We start from the raw sequence: 13,603 nt of genomic DNA, 5'->3' as shown, positions 1-13,603 counted from the left end.
TCACCAGAAGAATACCTGAAAGACCGCGGTGGTCAGGACCACGCCCAAGACGGCGCCCACAAGGCTTTGCGGGATGGTGTGCACTTCGGACTCGACGCGGCTTTGCACGACCAGAACCGCGATGAAGTAGCCAAGGGCGAGCGCACTCGCATTGCCGGTCACGAACCCCACGATGGTGGCGGCGGCGAATGCGATAGCCGCGTGTCCGCTGGGCCATCCTCCCCGCATCCACGTACCCTCGCGTGAGATCGCTTTGAGCGCGATGACTGCCAGCAGCACCAACCCCAGAGCGATCACCGTGAGGTCGGGAGTGGCGAGGCGGGCGCCATTAAGCCCATCCTGAAGCACACGTCTGACATCGTCGAAGAGGACGAGATAGGCGATGGCGAGCGCATTGATCGCGGCCACGAGCACGGCACCGGCGGCGACGTCTTTGGCTACCTTGGCCAAAGGGTCGAACTGCTCAACAGAGAGGTCCACCGCAGCCTCGATCGCGGTGTTCACGAGCTCGGTCACAAGCACGAGGCTCACCGCGAACACGACGGCCACAAGCTCCAGTCGGGGAATCCCCAGCACAAGACTGACCACCGCGATCAGCATCGCGAAGACCACGTGAACGCGCATGTTGCGCTGGGTACGAAGGGCGTAGACGATGCCTTCTATGGCGAAGTTGAAGCTCCAGAGTATGGAGCGACGCGATGGCGCGGTCACGGCGCTACGATGCCGCCTGCCAAGCCTCAAGGAGCACGCGCTCTCGAGCCTGCATGGCGGCGGCCTCCTCGTCGGCCTCGTGGTCGTACCCGAGGAGATGAAGCACTCCGTGAACCAGCAGCAGGTTGAGTTCCTCTTCAACCGTGTGGCCGTACTCGGCTGCCTGACGCTCCGCCACCTCGGGAGCGATGATGACGTCTCCCAGAGTCACCGACTCTCCCGGCCCCACGACCGCGCACGGGTCGTCACACGGGAACGAGAGCACATCCGTCGGGCCCTCTTTGGACCGGTAGGTGGTGTTGAGCTCGGTCATCTCGGCGATCTCAACGACCGCTATCGACAGCTCAACGGCCGAAGGTGCATCCTCCCGCTCCAGCACGAACCCGGCGAGGCGTTCGAATGTGAGCAAGTCCAGCGGCTCAGACTCGCGATGGCTCACGACACTGATCTGCATGACCTTCCCTCTCCGTCGACAACAGTCTCGGGTACTCACAGCGCGCGTGAAGCATGCCCACCAGCATGCGGCTGAAGATGCCGACCACCTGTTCAACCTCATCATCTGACAGCCCGCTCACCTCCAGCTGGCGGTCGTCGACCTTGTCGTCGATGACGGCGCGGACCACGATCGCGATCTCATCGGCTGAAGGCTGGGGAAGAGCGCGAACCGCCGCCTCGGTCGCGTCAGCAAGCATGACCAAGGCCGCCTCGCGCGTGCGCGGACGTCCTCCGTGGTACCGAAAGTCGCCTTCGAAGACCTGCGGCTCGGTAGCGGTGGCCTTGTGGTAGAAGTAGCGGATGAGCGAGGTACCGTGGTGCTCGCGGATGATGTCTCTCACGGGCTGCGGAAGATCGTACTCCTGGGCAAGCTCCAACCCGTCGGCGACGTGACCCGTGATGATGAGCGCCGACAACGACGGCTTCTCCGCGTCATGGGGGTTGTCGCCCTGGGCGAGGTTCTCGAAGAAGTAGCACGGACGCACCAGTTTGCCGACGTCGTGGTAGTAGGCGCCGACGCGCGCCAGCAAGGCATCGGCCCCGATGGCCTCGGCCGCGGCCTCTGCCAGACTAGCCGTCGCGAGTGAGTGCGTGTACGTACCGGGTGCCTCAATCATCAGGCGCCTCATCAGCGGGTTGACCGGGCTCGCAGCCTCGACCAGGCGTACATCCGCCCGGGAGATCAGAAGCCTTCGCGCGACGGGAATCGCACTGACCCCCACGGCGGCGGCTGCCAGTGCTCCAAGGCCACCCCACAAAGCGGCGTTCAGGGCTTCTTCGGGGGTGCCTCCGGACAACCGGTCGCCGGCGAAGGCCACGGCGGCTCCGATGGCAGTCGCACCAGCGATAGCCCCGAGGGCCACGAGAACGAACAGCCGCCTGGATCGCGGTCGCATCGCCAGCGCGCGTGACGTGATGCGAGGCATCCCGAAGTGAAGGGGGGATCTACTCGTTGGCATCCGACTTCGCTGCCTTCGCCTCTTCGTACTCTTCGTATGCCGTCACGATGCGCTGCACGAGCCGGTGTCTGACGACGTCTTTGCCCGTGAGCTCGATGAACGAGATATCGGCGACCCCATCGAGGATTCCGCGCACCTCGCGCAGGCCCGAGACGCCACGCGGAAGGTCGATCTGGGTGACGTCGCCGGTGACCACGACCTTCGATCCAAACCCCAGGCGCGTGAGAAACATCTTCATCTGCTCGGCCGTGGTGTTCTGCGCCTCGTCAAGAATCACGAAGCTGTCGTTGAGCGTGCGACCGCGCATGTAGGCGAGCGGCGCGATCTCGATGACTCCCCGCTCAAGCAACGAGGCGGACTTCTCAGCATCCATCATGTCGAAAAGCGCGTCGTAGAGCGGCCGCAGGTAGGGGTCGACCTTCTCGGTGAGGGTTCCCGGAAGAAAACCGAGTGATTCGCCCGCTTCCACGGCAGGACGCGTGAGAATGATGCGCCCCACTGCCTTGCTCTTCAGGGCATCGACGGCCATGGCCATGGCAAGGTAGGTTTTGCCGGTACCCGCAGGACCGATTCCGAAGGTGACCGTGTGCGAGCGAATGGCGTCCACGTAGCGCTTCTGCCCGCCGGTCTTGGGACGAACAGACTTGCCCTTGTGGGTGAGGATGATGTCGCCGTGCAGGGCAGTGGGGGTGCACTCGCCGCCCACCAACAGATCGATGGAGCGCTCGACCGAGTCTACGCTCAGGTTCTCACCTCGCTCGACGAGGCCGATCATCTCGGCGAACAGCGCCGAGACGGCCTGGCCGTCGACTACGCCGCCGGAGATGGTTATCTCGTTGCCTCGAACTGAGATCTCGGACTCGAATCGGTCCTCGACGACGCGGAGCAACTCGTCCCCGTGCCCGAGTATGCGCGTCATGTCCAGTTCGGGCGGGATGATCAGGCGAATCTGAGTGGATTCCACAGTGGAAGGATGCACCTCGGTTCGAACGTTGCACGAAAGTACGAGCGGACCGGTTGCGGCCCGCACTGCAGATTATACCGCCTCGCGCCAGAACCGTACGCCTCAGCTACGATGATCGGGAGAAGCATCAGGCCAAATCCGGGCGGCTGATGGCCGCAGACCCGAAAACCGCATCAGCATAGTGGCCCGCGGCTCACCGATCGTCGGGCTTTCCCGCCCGGTCGACGACGGCAGCCTCCGGTGACCACTGCGGTTCGTCCCAGCTGCGTCCGGTCACCTTCACGTACACGATCTCTCCCGGCGCCAAGTCGCTGATCGTGGTGAACGCGACGATCTCCGCGGGGTCCGCCCCCGCAGCGACAGGCTGCACCACCGCTACACGATCACCGTTGGGCAGGGTGTCGTAACGCATGAACTGTGCAGAGAAGTCAGTCTCCTGCGAGCACGCCACGAGCGAAAGCGAACAGCACAGCAGGAACAACCCGCACACCAGCCGTGCGGCCATCGTCAACCTACCGGCCCGGCTTCGCGCGCCCGACATGTCGTACGGAGACGGATTCAAGACCGAGTCACCTCGCCTACTCGAAACGCGACGATGCGCGCCACAAGGTCCTCTGGCAACGCCTCAGTCAACGGGAACTGTACCGAGCCCTTCCCCTGCTTGTAGCCGGCCAGCTCGTCCTTGAACGCCTCGATACCCGTGGGAATCGGATAGAAGCCGATGTGGTGCGCGTAGCCGGCGAAGTGCACGAGATTCTTGCCAGCCAGCTTGAAGGTGGGCATCTGGTAGCTGATGGACTCCGTGGCATCCGGGGCTGCCGCTTGAATGATCGCACGCATGCGCTTCAAGACCGCCTGGGTGTCCGGCGGGAACCCGGAGATGTAGTCATCGATGGTTGGTGGCGAGGAACTCTCGGCCATAGCGAAACTACCTCCCCCTTTGCTCAGCGACCGGTGCGTGTACGACGCACCCGTCCGCTCGGGCCCTGCAGCATCTCCGCCCGCCATCCATTCTCCGCAACCACCAGCACGTGTCCGTCGGGGAGGAGAAAGACCCCGCACGAGTACGTCACACTGCCCCGTGACGTCGAAACCACGTCGGCACTCAGCCGGCGGGGCTCCCCTGTCGCGGCCACCTCGACGATAGCCTGCGACAGCCCCATCCCGTCGGCCAACGGGATGACCTCTTCCAGTGTCGGGGCCACGAGCGGATTCTCGGCACCGACACCAGCGGTCGCTGAGGCACTCTCGCTGTCCCAAAGTACCGACAGGGAAACCGGATCCAGTAACACCGCTTTGGCTTGGGTGCGCTCCGACCGCCCCTCGCCATCGGTCACTACGAAGCTTCCTTGAGCGCGGAGACGAGCTCGACGAGCGCCTTCTTGCCGTCACCGAACATCATCAGGCAGTTGTCAGCCGCGAACAGCGGGTTAGGGATACCGGCGAAACCGGGGCTCAGCGAACGCTTGATCACAACGACGGTCCGGGCACGCGAAACGTCGATGATGGGCATTCCGGCGATCGGACTCTTCGGATCGGTCAGCGCGGACGGGTTGACGACGTCATTGGCGCCAATCACGAGACAGACATCGACCTCGCCCATCTCGGAGTTGGCCTCGTCCATCTCCTTGAGCTGCTCGTAGGGCACATCAGCCTCTGCGAGCAAGACGTTCATGTGCCCGGGCATCCGTCCTGCCACCGGATGCACTCCGTACTCCACGATCACACCGCGTGTTTCGAGAAGGTTTGCAAGCTCTCGGACCGTGTGCTGGGCCTGAGCAACCGCAAGCCCGTAGCCGGGAACCACGAGGACCCTCTGGGCCGTATCAAGCAGCATGGCAACCTCATCCGGCGACGTGGACTTCACCCTGCCGCCGTACACGTCGTCAGCGCTCGGACCATCCGCGCTGGGCCCAAACGTCCCGAACAAGACATCGGTCAAAGAGCGGTTCATGGCTTTGCACATGACCTGGGTGAGAATGATGCCCGAAGCCCCGACAAGCGAACCGGCGATGATGAGCACGTTGTTCATCAACACGAACCCCGTGGCGGCCGCGGCCAAACCCGAGTACGAGTTCAGCAAAGCGATGACAACCGGCATGTCGGCTCCGCCGATGGGAATCGTGAGCGTCACGCCGAGCACCAGAGCGATGGCCACGATGACCCAATAGACAACCAGCGCACTTGGATCAACAACCAGCCAGGCGGTACAGGCAAGGGCCAGGACCAGCAGCACCGCGTTGAAGAGCTTGATGCCAGCGAAGCCCAGCGGCTTGCCGGACATCATCTCCGCCAGTTTGAGAAACGCGATCATCGAGCCAGTGAACGTGACGGCGCCGATCAACCCCGACAGCCCGGTGGCGACCGTCATCTGCACACCCGGTACGGCTGCTCCCATGAACGCGACGCCGGCGACGAGTACCGAAGCCAACCCACCGAACCCGTTGAACAGGGCGACCATCTCGGGCATCTGAGTCATCTGTACACGGGCCGCCGCAACGGCGCCGATTGCGCCGCCCACGACTATGCCGAGCAGGATCCACTGATAGGCCAGGCCCTCGGCAAGAAGGGTTGCAACCACTGCGATCAGCATGCCGACCGCGCTGATCAGGTTGCCCCTGACGGCTGTCCGAGGGTGGGTAAGGCCCTTGATGCCGTAGACGAACAGTACCGAAGCGACCAGGTAGGCCAGGTTTATCCACGCGTCGTCGATCAGGTACATGGTTGCAGCGTCTGCGCTCATGGCTTCACCGCTTGCCCTTGAACATGGCGAGCATTCGGTTAGTGACAAGGTAGCCACCCGCGACATTGATCATCGCGAAAGACACGGCAACGACCGCAAGCACCGTTGCAAGCACTTCGTTGTCCGTCCGCATAGATATGACGGCCCCGATGAGCGTGATGCCCGATATCGCATTCGACCCCGACATGAGCGGCGTATGCAGCGTAGGTGGAACCTTGGTGATGATCTCAGCGCCTAGGAACAGGGCCAGCACGAACACCGTTATCGCCGCGATGAGCGCATCCATCAGGCGGTTCCCCTTTCCGGCTCAGTCACAGGTGGCTGTCCGAGCAGCTCGAGCACCCGAGGGTGGACGACGTGGCCGTCTTGACACACGACGGTACCTGTCGCGACTTCATCATCAGGATCGACGGCGATTCTCCCCTCTGACATCAACGAGATGAGGAACGTCTCGACGTTCTTAGAGAACATCTGGCTGGCGTGGTACGGCTTGCGCGACACGATATCGGCGGTGCACACGATGGTGACGCCATGGGCTTGCACCAGGCCTTCGCCAGGATCGCTCAGTTCGCAGTTGCCTCCGTGTTGTGCCGCCAGATCGATGATCACCGAACCGGGCGCCATACCTGCGACCATGTCGGCGGTCACCAGCACCGGTGCCTTCTTGCCCGGTATGGCCGCCGTGGTGATGACGACGTCGTTGCGGACCACGACCTCCTTCATCTGTGCCTGCTGGCGGCGGATGAACTCGTCGTCTTGCTCCTGCGCGTAACCACCTGCACCCTCAGCGCCCTCCGTGTCCAGATCGAACTCCACGAAACGTGCGCCCACACTGGTGACCTGGTCGCGCACGGCGGGACGCACGTCGTAGGCCTCTACGACTGCTCCCAGACGCTTCGCGGTTGCAATCGCCTGCAGACCGGCTACGCCGACCCCCACTACGAAGACGCGCGCGGGCTTGAGTGTCCCGGCGGCTGTCATCATGAGCGGAAAGAGCTTTGGCAGGTGCGCCGCCGCCTCGATCACCGCCTGGTACCCCGCGACGGTGGCCATGGACGACAGGACATCCATGCTCTGCGCCCTCGTGATGCGGGGCACGAGTTCCAAGGCGAAGACGGAGAGTCCCCGTTCGGCCATGTCCCGAACGCACTCCGGGTTGCCCAAGGGGTTTTGCATTCCGATCAGAACCTGTCCCGGGTGGGTGAGCTTCAGGTCGTCATCCCCGTACAGAAGGTTCACCCCGGGCCCGCGATACTGCACCAGGACATCCGAGGTTTCGAAAACCTCGGCCCGTGAGGCCAGACGGGCTCCCTTCGCGACGAACTCATCGTCGGTGTGGCCCGCTCGTTCGCCGGCGCCGCTCTCCACGATCACTTCAAGACCCGCGGCAACAAGCGGCGGGACGGACGAGGGCACGAGCGCCACGCACCGCTCATCCGGATAGGATTCCTTCGCGACACCGAGGATCATGAAGCCCTCCTGACGCGGCACGACGCATCGCCCTAACCCCACAGGCTGCGTGGCACCTCAAGAACAAAAACGCATGGACATCGCAGTAACGAACCAGCCGACTCCGCTGCGCGAGTAGCTGGTTCCTCAGTCGATTACATACCCCTCGCACCACAAATGGACGCACCACCGGGAAAATCGGCAACCCGAACAAGGCTGTCGACATGGACTCTTGTCAGTTGAGCAGTTCCACCAACCGCATGATGGTGGAAGCCGCCTGTTGCTGCTGCTGTTCACGGGAGATGCTCGCAGTACCGTCGCCCTTCTGGGGCCCATAGTCCCCGAACTGGGCGTGGTTCCCTCCCTCGATGACGTCAAGCGGTGTGCCGCCTGGCAGCAGGCGAAGCGACCCCTCGAAGACGTCGCCCGCAACGCCGTCTTCGGTACCGTAGGTCGAAGTCGCACGCAAAGTCGACGCAGACAGATCCGTTGAGTCGGCCGGATACGACGCAAGGAACGCTATGCCTTGGATCGCGTCCGGATTCCTCTTCACGTACTCAGCGGCCATCGAGCCCCCGAGCGAGTGCCCGGCAATCACCCATGAGTCGACCTCAGGGTACTCGGCGATGACGCCGTCGGCTCGATCGATCCCAAAGACGGCTAGGTCAAGCGGCATGGGAACGATGATCGCGAGCACTCCGTCTTGGCTGAGTCGCTCCATGAGTGGCGCGTAGGCGGCCGGGTCGACAAGCCCGCCCGGGTAGAAGATCACCCCGGTCGTCGCCTGGCCGTCGGGCCCGAAGACGTACCAACCGGATTCGGTCTTCGCTTGTTCAGCCAGGGCTGCGGCCCCCTGAAACGCCGGGTAGCGCTCCATGCGCGTCCACGCCAGGAATCCGACGACCGCCACTACCAGCACCACCGCAAAGGTGATTCCGGCGACCTTGAGCCACGTGCGCATGGTTACCCCTTCTGCTTGACCGCAACCAGAATGTCACGGGTGATGGCCTGCTCCACCCAGTGTTCAAACTCCAGGTACGGCCCCTCGTTCATGACACGGAGCCCGGCCGCCTCGAGTATCGCCGCCGCCTCGCTCCTCTTTGCCACATGCACGTTCCACGCTATTCCCATCGCCCCACCGGTGCGCAGCAGTCTCGTCCAAACCGGCACCGCGGCAGCGAGCAGGTCCAGGGGGCTCTTCGCATGGCCCCGATGTGCGGTGCGGCTTGCGTGCTGCACCCCGTACGGCGCATCGGCGACGAGTACATCGGCCTTGCCGGCGGGGAAGAAGTCGAGCGCCTTGGTCGTGTCGGCGTTGACAACGGTGAGCTGCAGCGTATCCCCCAAAGCGTACTGCTCCTTGGACTCGGCAAGCGTGACGTCGAAGCGGCGCCCCACGACGCGGCCGTTCGTGCGGACCGGTGCGGCCTGCGCCTTGTGCTTCATCCGCTTGCGCTTGAGATAGGTCTTCATGAACGTCGAGTAGGCATCGAAGTCCTTCTGGTCGATGTCGATTCCCGACGCGTCGAACCCGTACATGAGCGCCTGGTTCAAGGCCGTCCCGCGCCCACACAGCGGGTCCATGACCAAGAACTTGCGATCGAGCATCTCCGCCCGGAAATCTGAAGCGAGAAGCGTGACGTTGAGGAGCAGCTTGGTGAACTGCTCGTTGGTCTTGCCGGGATACTTCTGGATGGTGACCAGGTCGTCGTCGAACCGATCCAGGCGTTTCACGGTGATCGGGCGAAGCGAGCCATCAGAGGCCATCTCGAACAGCGCGTAGCACGCTGAGAGGTTCGACAGGTACAACGCGTCACGTTCGCCGATCTCTTCCGCACTGAACGTCACATAACTGACCCCGCCGATGGATTCGACGCCCACATCGCCGAGGCGCTGCGAGAACACCGTCTCGTTCAAGACGCCAAGCTCAGCGCAGCTCATGCGAAGAGAAGCTTCGGCGTAGACGCGATTGGCTGAGGGCAGAATCAGCAGGGCGAAGCGAGACAAGACGCACCCCTCCGGGTCGTTGGGGACAGCAGCGAAATCACTCGGCGCAGCAGACCGTGACCACGACCTTGCCTTCAGCGTGACCCTCTCCAAAGTACGAGATGGCGTCCGCTGCGCGCTCAAGCGGATACGTGCGACCCACTACCGGGGTGAGCTTCCCTGACTCGATCAGCTCCTTGAGAACGACCAGATCGCCTCGGTTCGGTCGCTCGTTGCACACACGAATTCGCTGAGGCACCACCGCCGACAGCAGCGGTGCCTGTATGAGCATCACCCCCGTGCTGGCGAACCACCGCTTGTGGAACTGGCCACCGTTGGGCACAAGTATGCCGTTTCGGTCGAGCACCTGAAGCAACTCGCGAAGCGAATGATGCAGCACGTTATCGAGTATGAGGTCGTAGCGCTCCGCGCCGGCTGTGAAGTCCTCGCGCGCGTAGTCGATGACGTGATCGGCGCCCAACGAGCGCACCAGCTCGTGCTTCGACGTGCTGCACACACCGGTCACCTGCGCACCGAACGACTTCGCTATCTGGACGGCGAACGTGCCGATGCCGCCACCCGCGCCGACGATGAGGACCTTCTGACCTGACTGAATCTGGCCCGCATCGCGCAGCGCCTGGAGCGCCGTCAGCGCCGCCATACCCGTTGCTGCGGCTTGCTCGAACGATGCGTTCTCCGGCTTGGGCGCAAGGTGCTCCGCTTTGGCGACCGCGTACTCGGCGAACGTACCCGACCCCGCACCGAACACCGCGTCACCGACCGAAAGCCCCGTCACACTCGCACCAACCGCCTCCACGGTGCCTGCCAGGTCGGTGCCGCGTACGCCGAGCTTGGGACTTCGGAAGCCGAACGCAGCGCGCACGATGTAGGGGATGCCGTGCACGCCGGCCCAGTCGGGCGGATTCACGGCAGCAGCATACACGCGCACGAGGACCTCGTCGGCCTCGATCGAGGGCGTCGGGATGTCCTGAAGCGACATGACGTCCGGAGTGCCGTACACCATCTGGGTGACCGCCTTCATGCTCAGCGCCTCCCTGAGTCCGAGAACTCGTTCATCCAATCTTGGCACAGCCCCACGAGGCGGGCCGAAACGGGGCCTACCCGGCCGCTGCCGACGATCGCGTCGTCGATGCGAACGATCGGAATGACACCTCGCACGCTCGAGGTGATGAACGCCTCGTCGGCATCGGCCACGTCCTGCGTGGATAGCGGGCCATAGACGATGTCGTACTCGACGGCAGCCAGCTCGAGCACCGCGGTTCCCACGGTGCCCCGCAGGACACCCTCATCCGGAGCATGGATGCGTCCGTCTGTCACCAGATAGAAGCTGGCGGTGGCCGCCTCAGAGACGTACCCGTCAGCGTGATACAGAACATCAAGGGCACCCGCCTCTTCAAGCCGCCCGTGGTTGCGCATCCACGAGATGTAGTTTGTCGTCTTTGCCTGCGGCAGTTCGCGTCGGTACTCCTCTGTTATGAGCTTAGCTCCCGTCGAGTAGAACTCGGCGGGCACGGCAAACATCGGGTGGGTGAGAATGACAAGCGTCGGCGTGGTCGGATCGAAGTGCATGCCGTCGTCGGACTCGCCGCCGGTCAGAACCATGCGAACCGTGGACTCGTCGAAGTCGTTCAGCCCGAGAAGCGTCTCGATGATTCCAGTGATCTCGTCATCGCCGATCGGCACTTCAAGACCAAGCATCGCGGCCGATTCGCGAAAGCGCACAAGGTGCTCGTGCAGCTGAAACGGCCTGCCGCCGATCGTCTGCAGCAGGTCGAACACCGCGTACCCTCGCAGCAGTCCCACATCGAAGGGTGAGACCGCCGCCTCGTGGGCGGGAACGATGCGACCGTTGATGTACACGTGCCCTCGCTTGGTCATGCGTGTCCTTTGGTCCGGCGTCCAAAACGTTTCATGAGAGTGCTCGGCGCGCTGCGCCGCTCAGAGCGCAGCCTCGCCGCTCGCTGTTCCTGTACGTGCGGCCTGGCCGAGTGCAGCGTACACGGCGTCGGCGATAAGCGCCGCACCTTTTGCTCCCGGATGGACCCCGTCGAACTTGAACGCCTCGGGATGATGTCGCGTCACCTCATGGATGTCTATCAGCTCGCAGCCCAGTTCGACCGCCAGACCCCTGACCGCTCCGCACATCTGACGCACCGCGGGCTCGTTCATGCCGTACATCACGTCGCGGTTTCGCCGGACACGGAACAACGATGGCGGAGTCAGCAGCCATACCCGTGGCACGCACTCCAGTGACAGGTAGCGTGTGACCAGGGTGCGGTAGTCGTTCACGAAGGGCTCGATGCCCCTCCAGTTCTGGCCGCGCGAGTCGTTGGTGCCGAGCATGATCAGGACGATGTGCGGAGCAGACTCCAAGCTCAGCGTGAACGCCTTGCTCGCACGATACGGCCGGTCAGCTGCCCGTTGTGCGGCGTGTCCGTTGACTCCGAAGTTGGACACCCGGTATCCCTGCCCCAGAAGCGCCTGCAGCTGCGCAGGATAGGAGTTGCGCTTCCTGCGCCACACAAACGTACCGCGCGTGATGCTGTCCCCCACGCAGGCCGTTCGGATCACCGCTTGCTGGCTTTGCACCTGACCCCCGAATCACGGACTCGTCACCCACCGCGCAGCGCGCACTCACGCCGCCGTCCCGTCTAGCCGCCGAACCAGTACTGCCAGCCGAGGTAGCCGAAGAACACCAGGAGCGCGGCCATCCCGATCCAGAACGTGACGGAGCCGATCCCGGCCCCCACATTGCGCTGTCGATTGTTGCCGCTTGGGCCTTCGTTCACGTCAATCTCCATTCCAATCGAACGGCGCGTGCCCTAGAGCGAGTCCATCGCACGCAGGAGCGCGGGAGGCGCGACTAGGCTTGGGGTAGCCGCTCGGTTTCACAACTGAGACCACTTGGCCGGCCTGAACGCCGTATAACCGGTGTGCCAGCCGAGCCTGAGCGTCTGGCCCGGTGCGACATCCACGGTGATGCTGCTTGCGTAGGCCTGCCGGAACACCAGCCACTTGTGGTAGGCCTTCAGTGTGTGCCTGCCCGGTGCCACCGTCAGAGTGTTGACCCCCCAAGCGCCCTGCAGCGGCTCGCCGTCGACCTCGATGGTCGGATTCACAAGATCCTGGTATGTCGAACCCGGCACATGACTGGTAGTCACCTCGATAACCGTTGTCATGTCGCTCATAGACGCCCCCGATCCTCGAACTCCGCAAAACGTGCTCGCGCCTCGACGGACATCGTACCCCGTCGAGCGATCCGGTTATCAGACCGCGGCCATCGCGAAGAACATCGGACTGAAGTAGGGCACAAGCCACACCAACCAGACCACGATGCTGAATCGGTGAAACCGCGTGATCCAGTTCTCGTCGCGTCTCACCAGCACGACCGTCGCCCACACCGCGTGTACCAGCATGAGAATGATCGCAAGCATACCCGTGACGCCATGGACATCGAAGGTCATCCCGTCGGCATAGCTGAACATCATCCCGGTACCCACGGTGTCAAACGCCAGGCCAAGATAGAAGAACGCCAGATGCCACGGCTTGAGTCTTCCGGCTATCCGCTCACCCCAGACCCCGATCGTGTAGAAGACCAGCGCCATGGTGATGATGATGCTTGAACCAACAGGCATGCACCCTCCTCGGGGTCAGACCCAGATTGCTCGTGAGCGTAGTTCATTCAGACAGAGCCTGGACAACCGCCGCGATGACGCGATCATCTGAGAGCATCCAATGGTGCACGGCTACCAGGAACGAGCGGTTCTGGGCGCCTTCCAGCACCGAACTTCTCGCCGGGATCACCACCAGATCGAACGGCGACCAGAACGAGTACACCTCTATCTCACCCCACCGCTCGGCGTCCATCTCCAAATCCCTCAGAAACCTGCTGCCCGGACGCATCTGCCTCGTCCCGGACTTCCAACTGAGGTGTGCGTTCACAGTGCCGTGATGCGGGCCCGAGATCGACACGAACCGACGCACGCTGGAGCGCACATCGGGGTCATGTAGAGCCGACCGCGCGGCCAGGGCCCCCATACTGAAGGCCACGATGTCGATCATCTGCGATCCTGCTACATCTCGGCATGCACGCACACCGTCAATGACCTGTTCGCCCATGGCCTCGAGCGTGATCGACCCATCGGGCGGCGTGAGGTTGATGGCGTGCACGGAACGAAATCCGCGGGTCTCCAAAACATCGCGCATCTTCTTGAAGCGCGCGCCCGTGTCGTTGATGCCGTGCACGAGCAAGACCGGATGCACAGTCGTGTCTCC

General features: G+C 63.3%; 19 protein-coding genes. All 19 read right to left on the bottom strand.

Annotated elements, in window-relative coordinates:
* The 19 genes from U1E26_07780 to U1E26_07690 all read right to left on the bottom strand — a co-directional run bounded on the left by U1E26_07780 (position 1) and on the right by U1E26_07690 (position 13,591).
* A complete protein-coding gene (locus U1E26_07780; GenBank protein ID MDZ4169540.1) occupies positions 1-711 on the bottom strand; it encodes a diacylglycerol kinase in 711 nt (236 codons plus the stop codon).
* Positions 712-715: 4 nt separating this feature from the next.
* The gene (gene ybeY, locus U1E26_07775; GenBank protein MDZ4169539.1) at positions 716-1,165 is read right to left on the bottom strand and encodes an rRNA maturation RNase YbeY; all 450 of its coding nucleotides are present in this window, start codon (positions 1,163-1,165) and stop codon (positions 716-718) included.
* Positions 1,131-2,102 carry an HDIG domain-containing protein gene (locus U1E26_07770; protein ID MDZ4169538.1) on the bottom strand — a complete coding sequence of 324 codons (972 nt, stop codon included), beginning with the start codon at positions 2,100-2,102 and terminating at the stop codon, positions 1,131-1,133. The genes ybeY and U1E26_07770 overlap by 35 nt, the downstream gene beginning before the upstream one ends.
* A 49-nt stretch (positions 2,103-2,151) precedes the next feature.
* On the bottom strand, positions 2,152-3,084 hold the full coding sequence (locus tag U1E26_07765; GenBank protein MDZ4169537.1) for a PhoH family protein: 933 nt from the start codon (positions 3,082-3,084) through the stop codon (positions 2,152-2,154).
* A gap of 238 nt (positions 3,085-3,322) precedes the next feature.
* Positions 3,323-3,691: a hypothetical protein gene (locus tag U1E26_07760; protein MDZ4169536.1), complete on the bottom strand. Its 369-nt coding sequence runs from the start codon at positions 3,689-3,691 to the stop codon at positions 3,323-3,325.
* Positions 3,688-4,050, bottom strand: coding sequence for a DUF1801 domain-containing protein (locus tag U1E26_07755; GenBank protein MDZ4169535.1), 363 nt, complete (start codon positions 4,048-4,050; stop codon positions 3,688-3,690). Before U1E26_07755 ends, U1E26_07760 begins: the two co-directional genes overlap by 4 nt.
* A gap of 23 nt (positions 4,051-4,073) precedes the next feature.
* Positions 4,074-4,466, bottom strand: coding sequence for a hypothetical protein (locus tag U1E26_07750; GenBank protein MDZ4169534.1), 393 nt, complete (start codon positions 4,464-4,466; stop codon positions 4,074-4,076).
* A complete protein-coding gene (locus tag U1E26_07745) occupies positions 4,466-5,842 on the bottom strand; it encodes an NAD(P)(+) transhydrogenase (Re/Si-specific) subunit beta (protein MDZ4169533.1) in 1,377 nt (458 codons plus the stop codon). The genes U1E26_07750 and U1E26_07745 overlap by 1 nt, the downstream gene beginning before the upstream one ends.
* Positions 5,843-5,876: 34 nt before the next feature.
* A complete protein-coding gene (locus tag U1E26_07740) occupies positions 5,877-6,158 on the bottom strand; it encodes an NAD(P) transhydrogenase subunit alpha (protein MDZ4169532.1) in 282 nt (93 codons plus the stop codon).
* Positions 6,158-7,342: a Re/Si-specific NAD(P)(+) transhydrogenase subunit alpha gene (locus tag U1E26_07735; GenBank protein ID MDZ4169531.1), complete on the bottom strand. Its 1,185-nt coding sequence runs from the start codon at positions 7,340-7,342 to the stop codon at positions 6,158-6,160. Before U1E26_07735 ends, U1E26_07740 begins: the two co-directional genes overlap by 1 nt.
* Before the next feature lie 214 nt (positions 7,343-7,556).
* Positions 7,557-8,282 (bottom strand): alpha/beta hydrolase, encoded by a 726-nt coding sequence (locus U1E26_07730; protein MDZ4169530.1) that lies wholly within the window; start codon positions 8,280-8,282, stop codon positions 7,557-7,559.
* Between the two features lie 2 nt (positions 8,283-8,284).
* The gene (locus U1E26_07725) at positions 8,285-9,328 is read right to left on the bottom strand and encodes an SAM-dependent methyltransferase (GenBank protein MDZ4169529.1); all 1,044 of its coding nucleotides are present in this window, start codon (positions 9,326-9,328) and stop codon (positions 8,285-8,287) included.
* A 37-nt stretch (positions 9,329-9,365) separates the two neighbouring features.
* Positions 9,366-10,349 carry an NAD(P)-dependent alcohol dehydrogenase gene (locus U1E26_07720; GenBank protein ID MDZ4169528.1) on the bottom strand — a complete coding sequence of 328 codons (984 nt, stop codon included), beginning with the start codon at positions 10,347-10,349 and terminating at the stop codon, positions 9,366-9,368.
* Positions 10,350-10,351: 2 nt separating this feature from the next.
* The gene (locus U1E26_07715; GenBank protein MDZ4169527.1) at positions 10,352-11,206 is read right to left on the bottom strand and encodes an aminotransferase class IV; all 855 of its coding nucleotides are present in this window, start codon (positions 11,204-11,206) and stop codon (positions 10,352-10,354) included.
* 60 nt (positions 11,207-11,266) lie between these two features.
* The gene (locus tag U1E26_07710) at positions 11,267-11,917 is read right to left on the bottom strand and encodes a GDSL-type esterase/lipase family protein (protein MDZ4169526.1); all 651 of its coding nucleotides are present in this window, start codon (positions 11,915-11,917) and stop codon (positions 11,267-11,269) included.
* A gap of 62 nt (positions 11,918-11,979) precedes the next feature.
* Positions 11,980-12,117 (bottom strand): hypothetical protein, encoded by a 138-nt coding sequence (locus U1E26_07705; protein MDZ4169525.1) that lies wholly within the window; start codon positions 12,115-12,117, stop codon positions 11,980-11,982.
* Positions 12,118-12,216: 99 nt separating this feature from the next.
* Complete coding sequence (locus U1E26_07700) at positions 12,217-12,516, bottom strand: hypothetical protein (protein ID MDZ4169524.1); 300 nt, start codon at positions 12,514-12,516, stop codon at positions 12,217-12,219.
* A gap of 78 nt (positions 12,517-12,594) precedes the next feature.
* Positions 12,595-12,963 (bottom strand): HsmA family protein, encoded by a 369-nt coding sequence (locus U1E26_07695; GenBank protein MDZ4169523.1) that lies wholly within the window; start codon positions 12,961-12,963, stop codon positions 12,595-12,597.
* A gap of 43 nt (positions 12,964-13,006) precedes the next feature.
* The gene (locus tag U1E26_07690) at positions 13,007-13,591 is read right to left on the bottom strand and encodes a lipase (protein ID MDZ4169522.1); all 585 of its coding nucleotides are present in this window, start codon (positions 13,589-13,591) and stop codon (positions 13,007-13,009) included.
* Positions 13,592-13,603 lie beyond the last annotated feature (12 nt).

The sequence above is a fragment of the Coriobacteriia bacterium genome (assembly GCA_034370385.1).
Classification (GTDB): Bacteria; Actinomycetota; Coriobacteriia; order Anaerosomatales; family PHET01; genus JAXMKZ01.
This window is presented reverse-complemented; position numbering and strand designations above follow the sequence as displayed.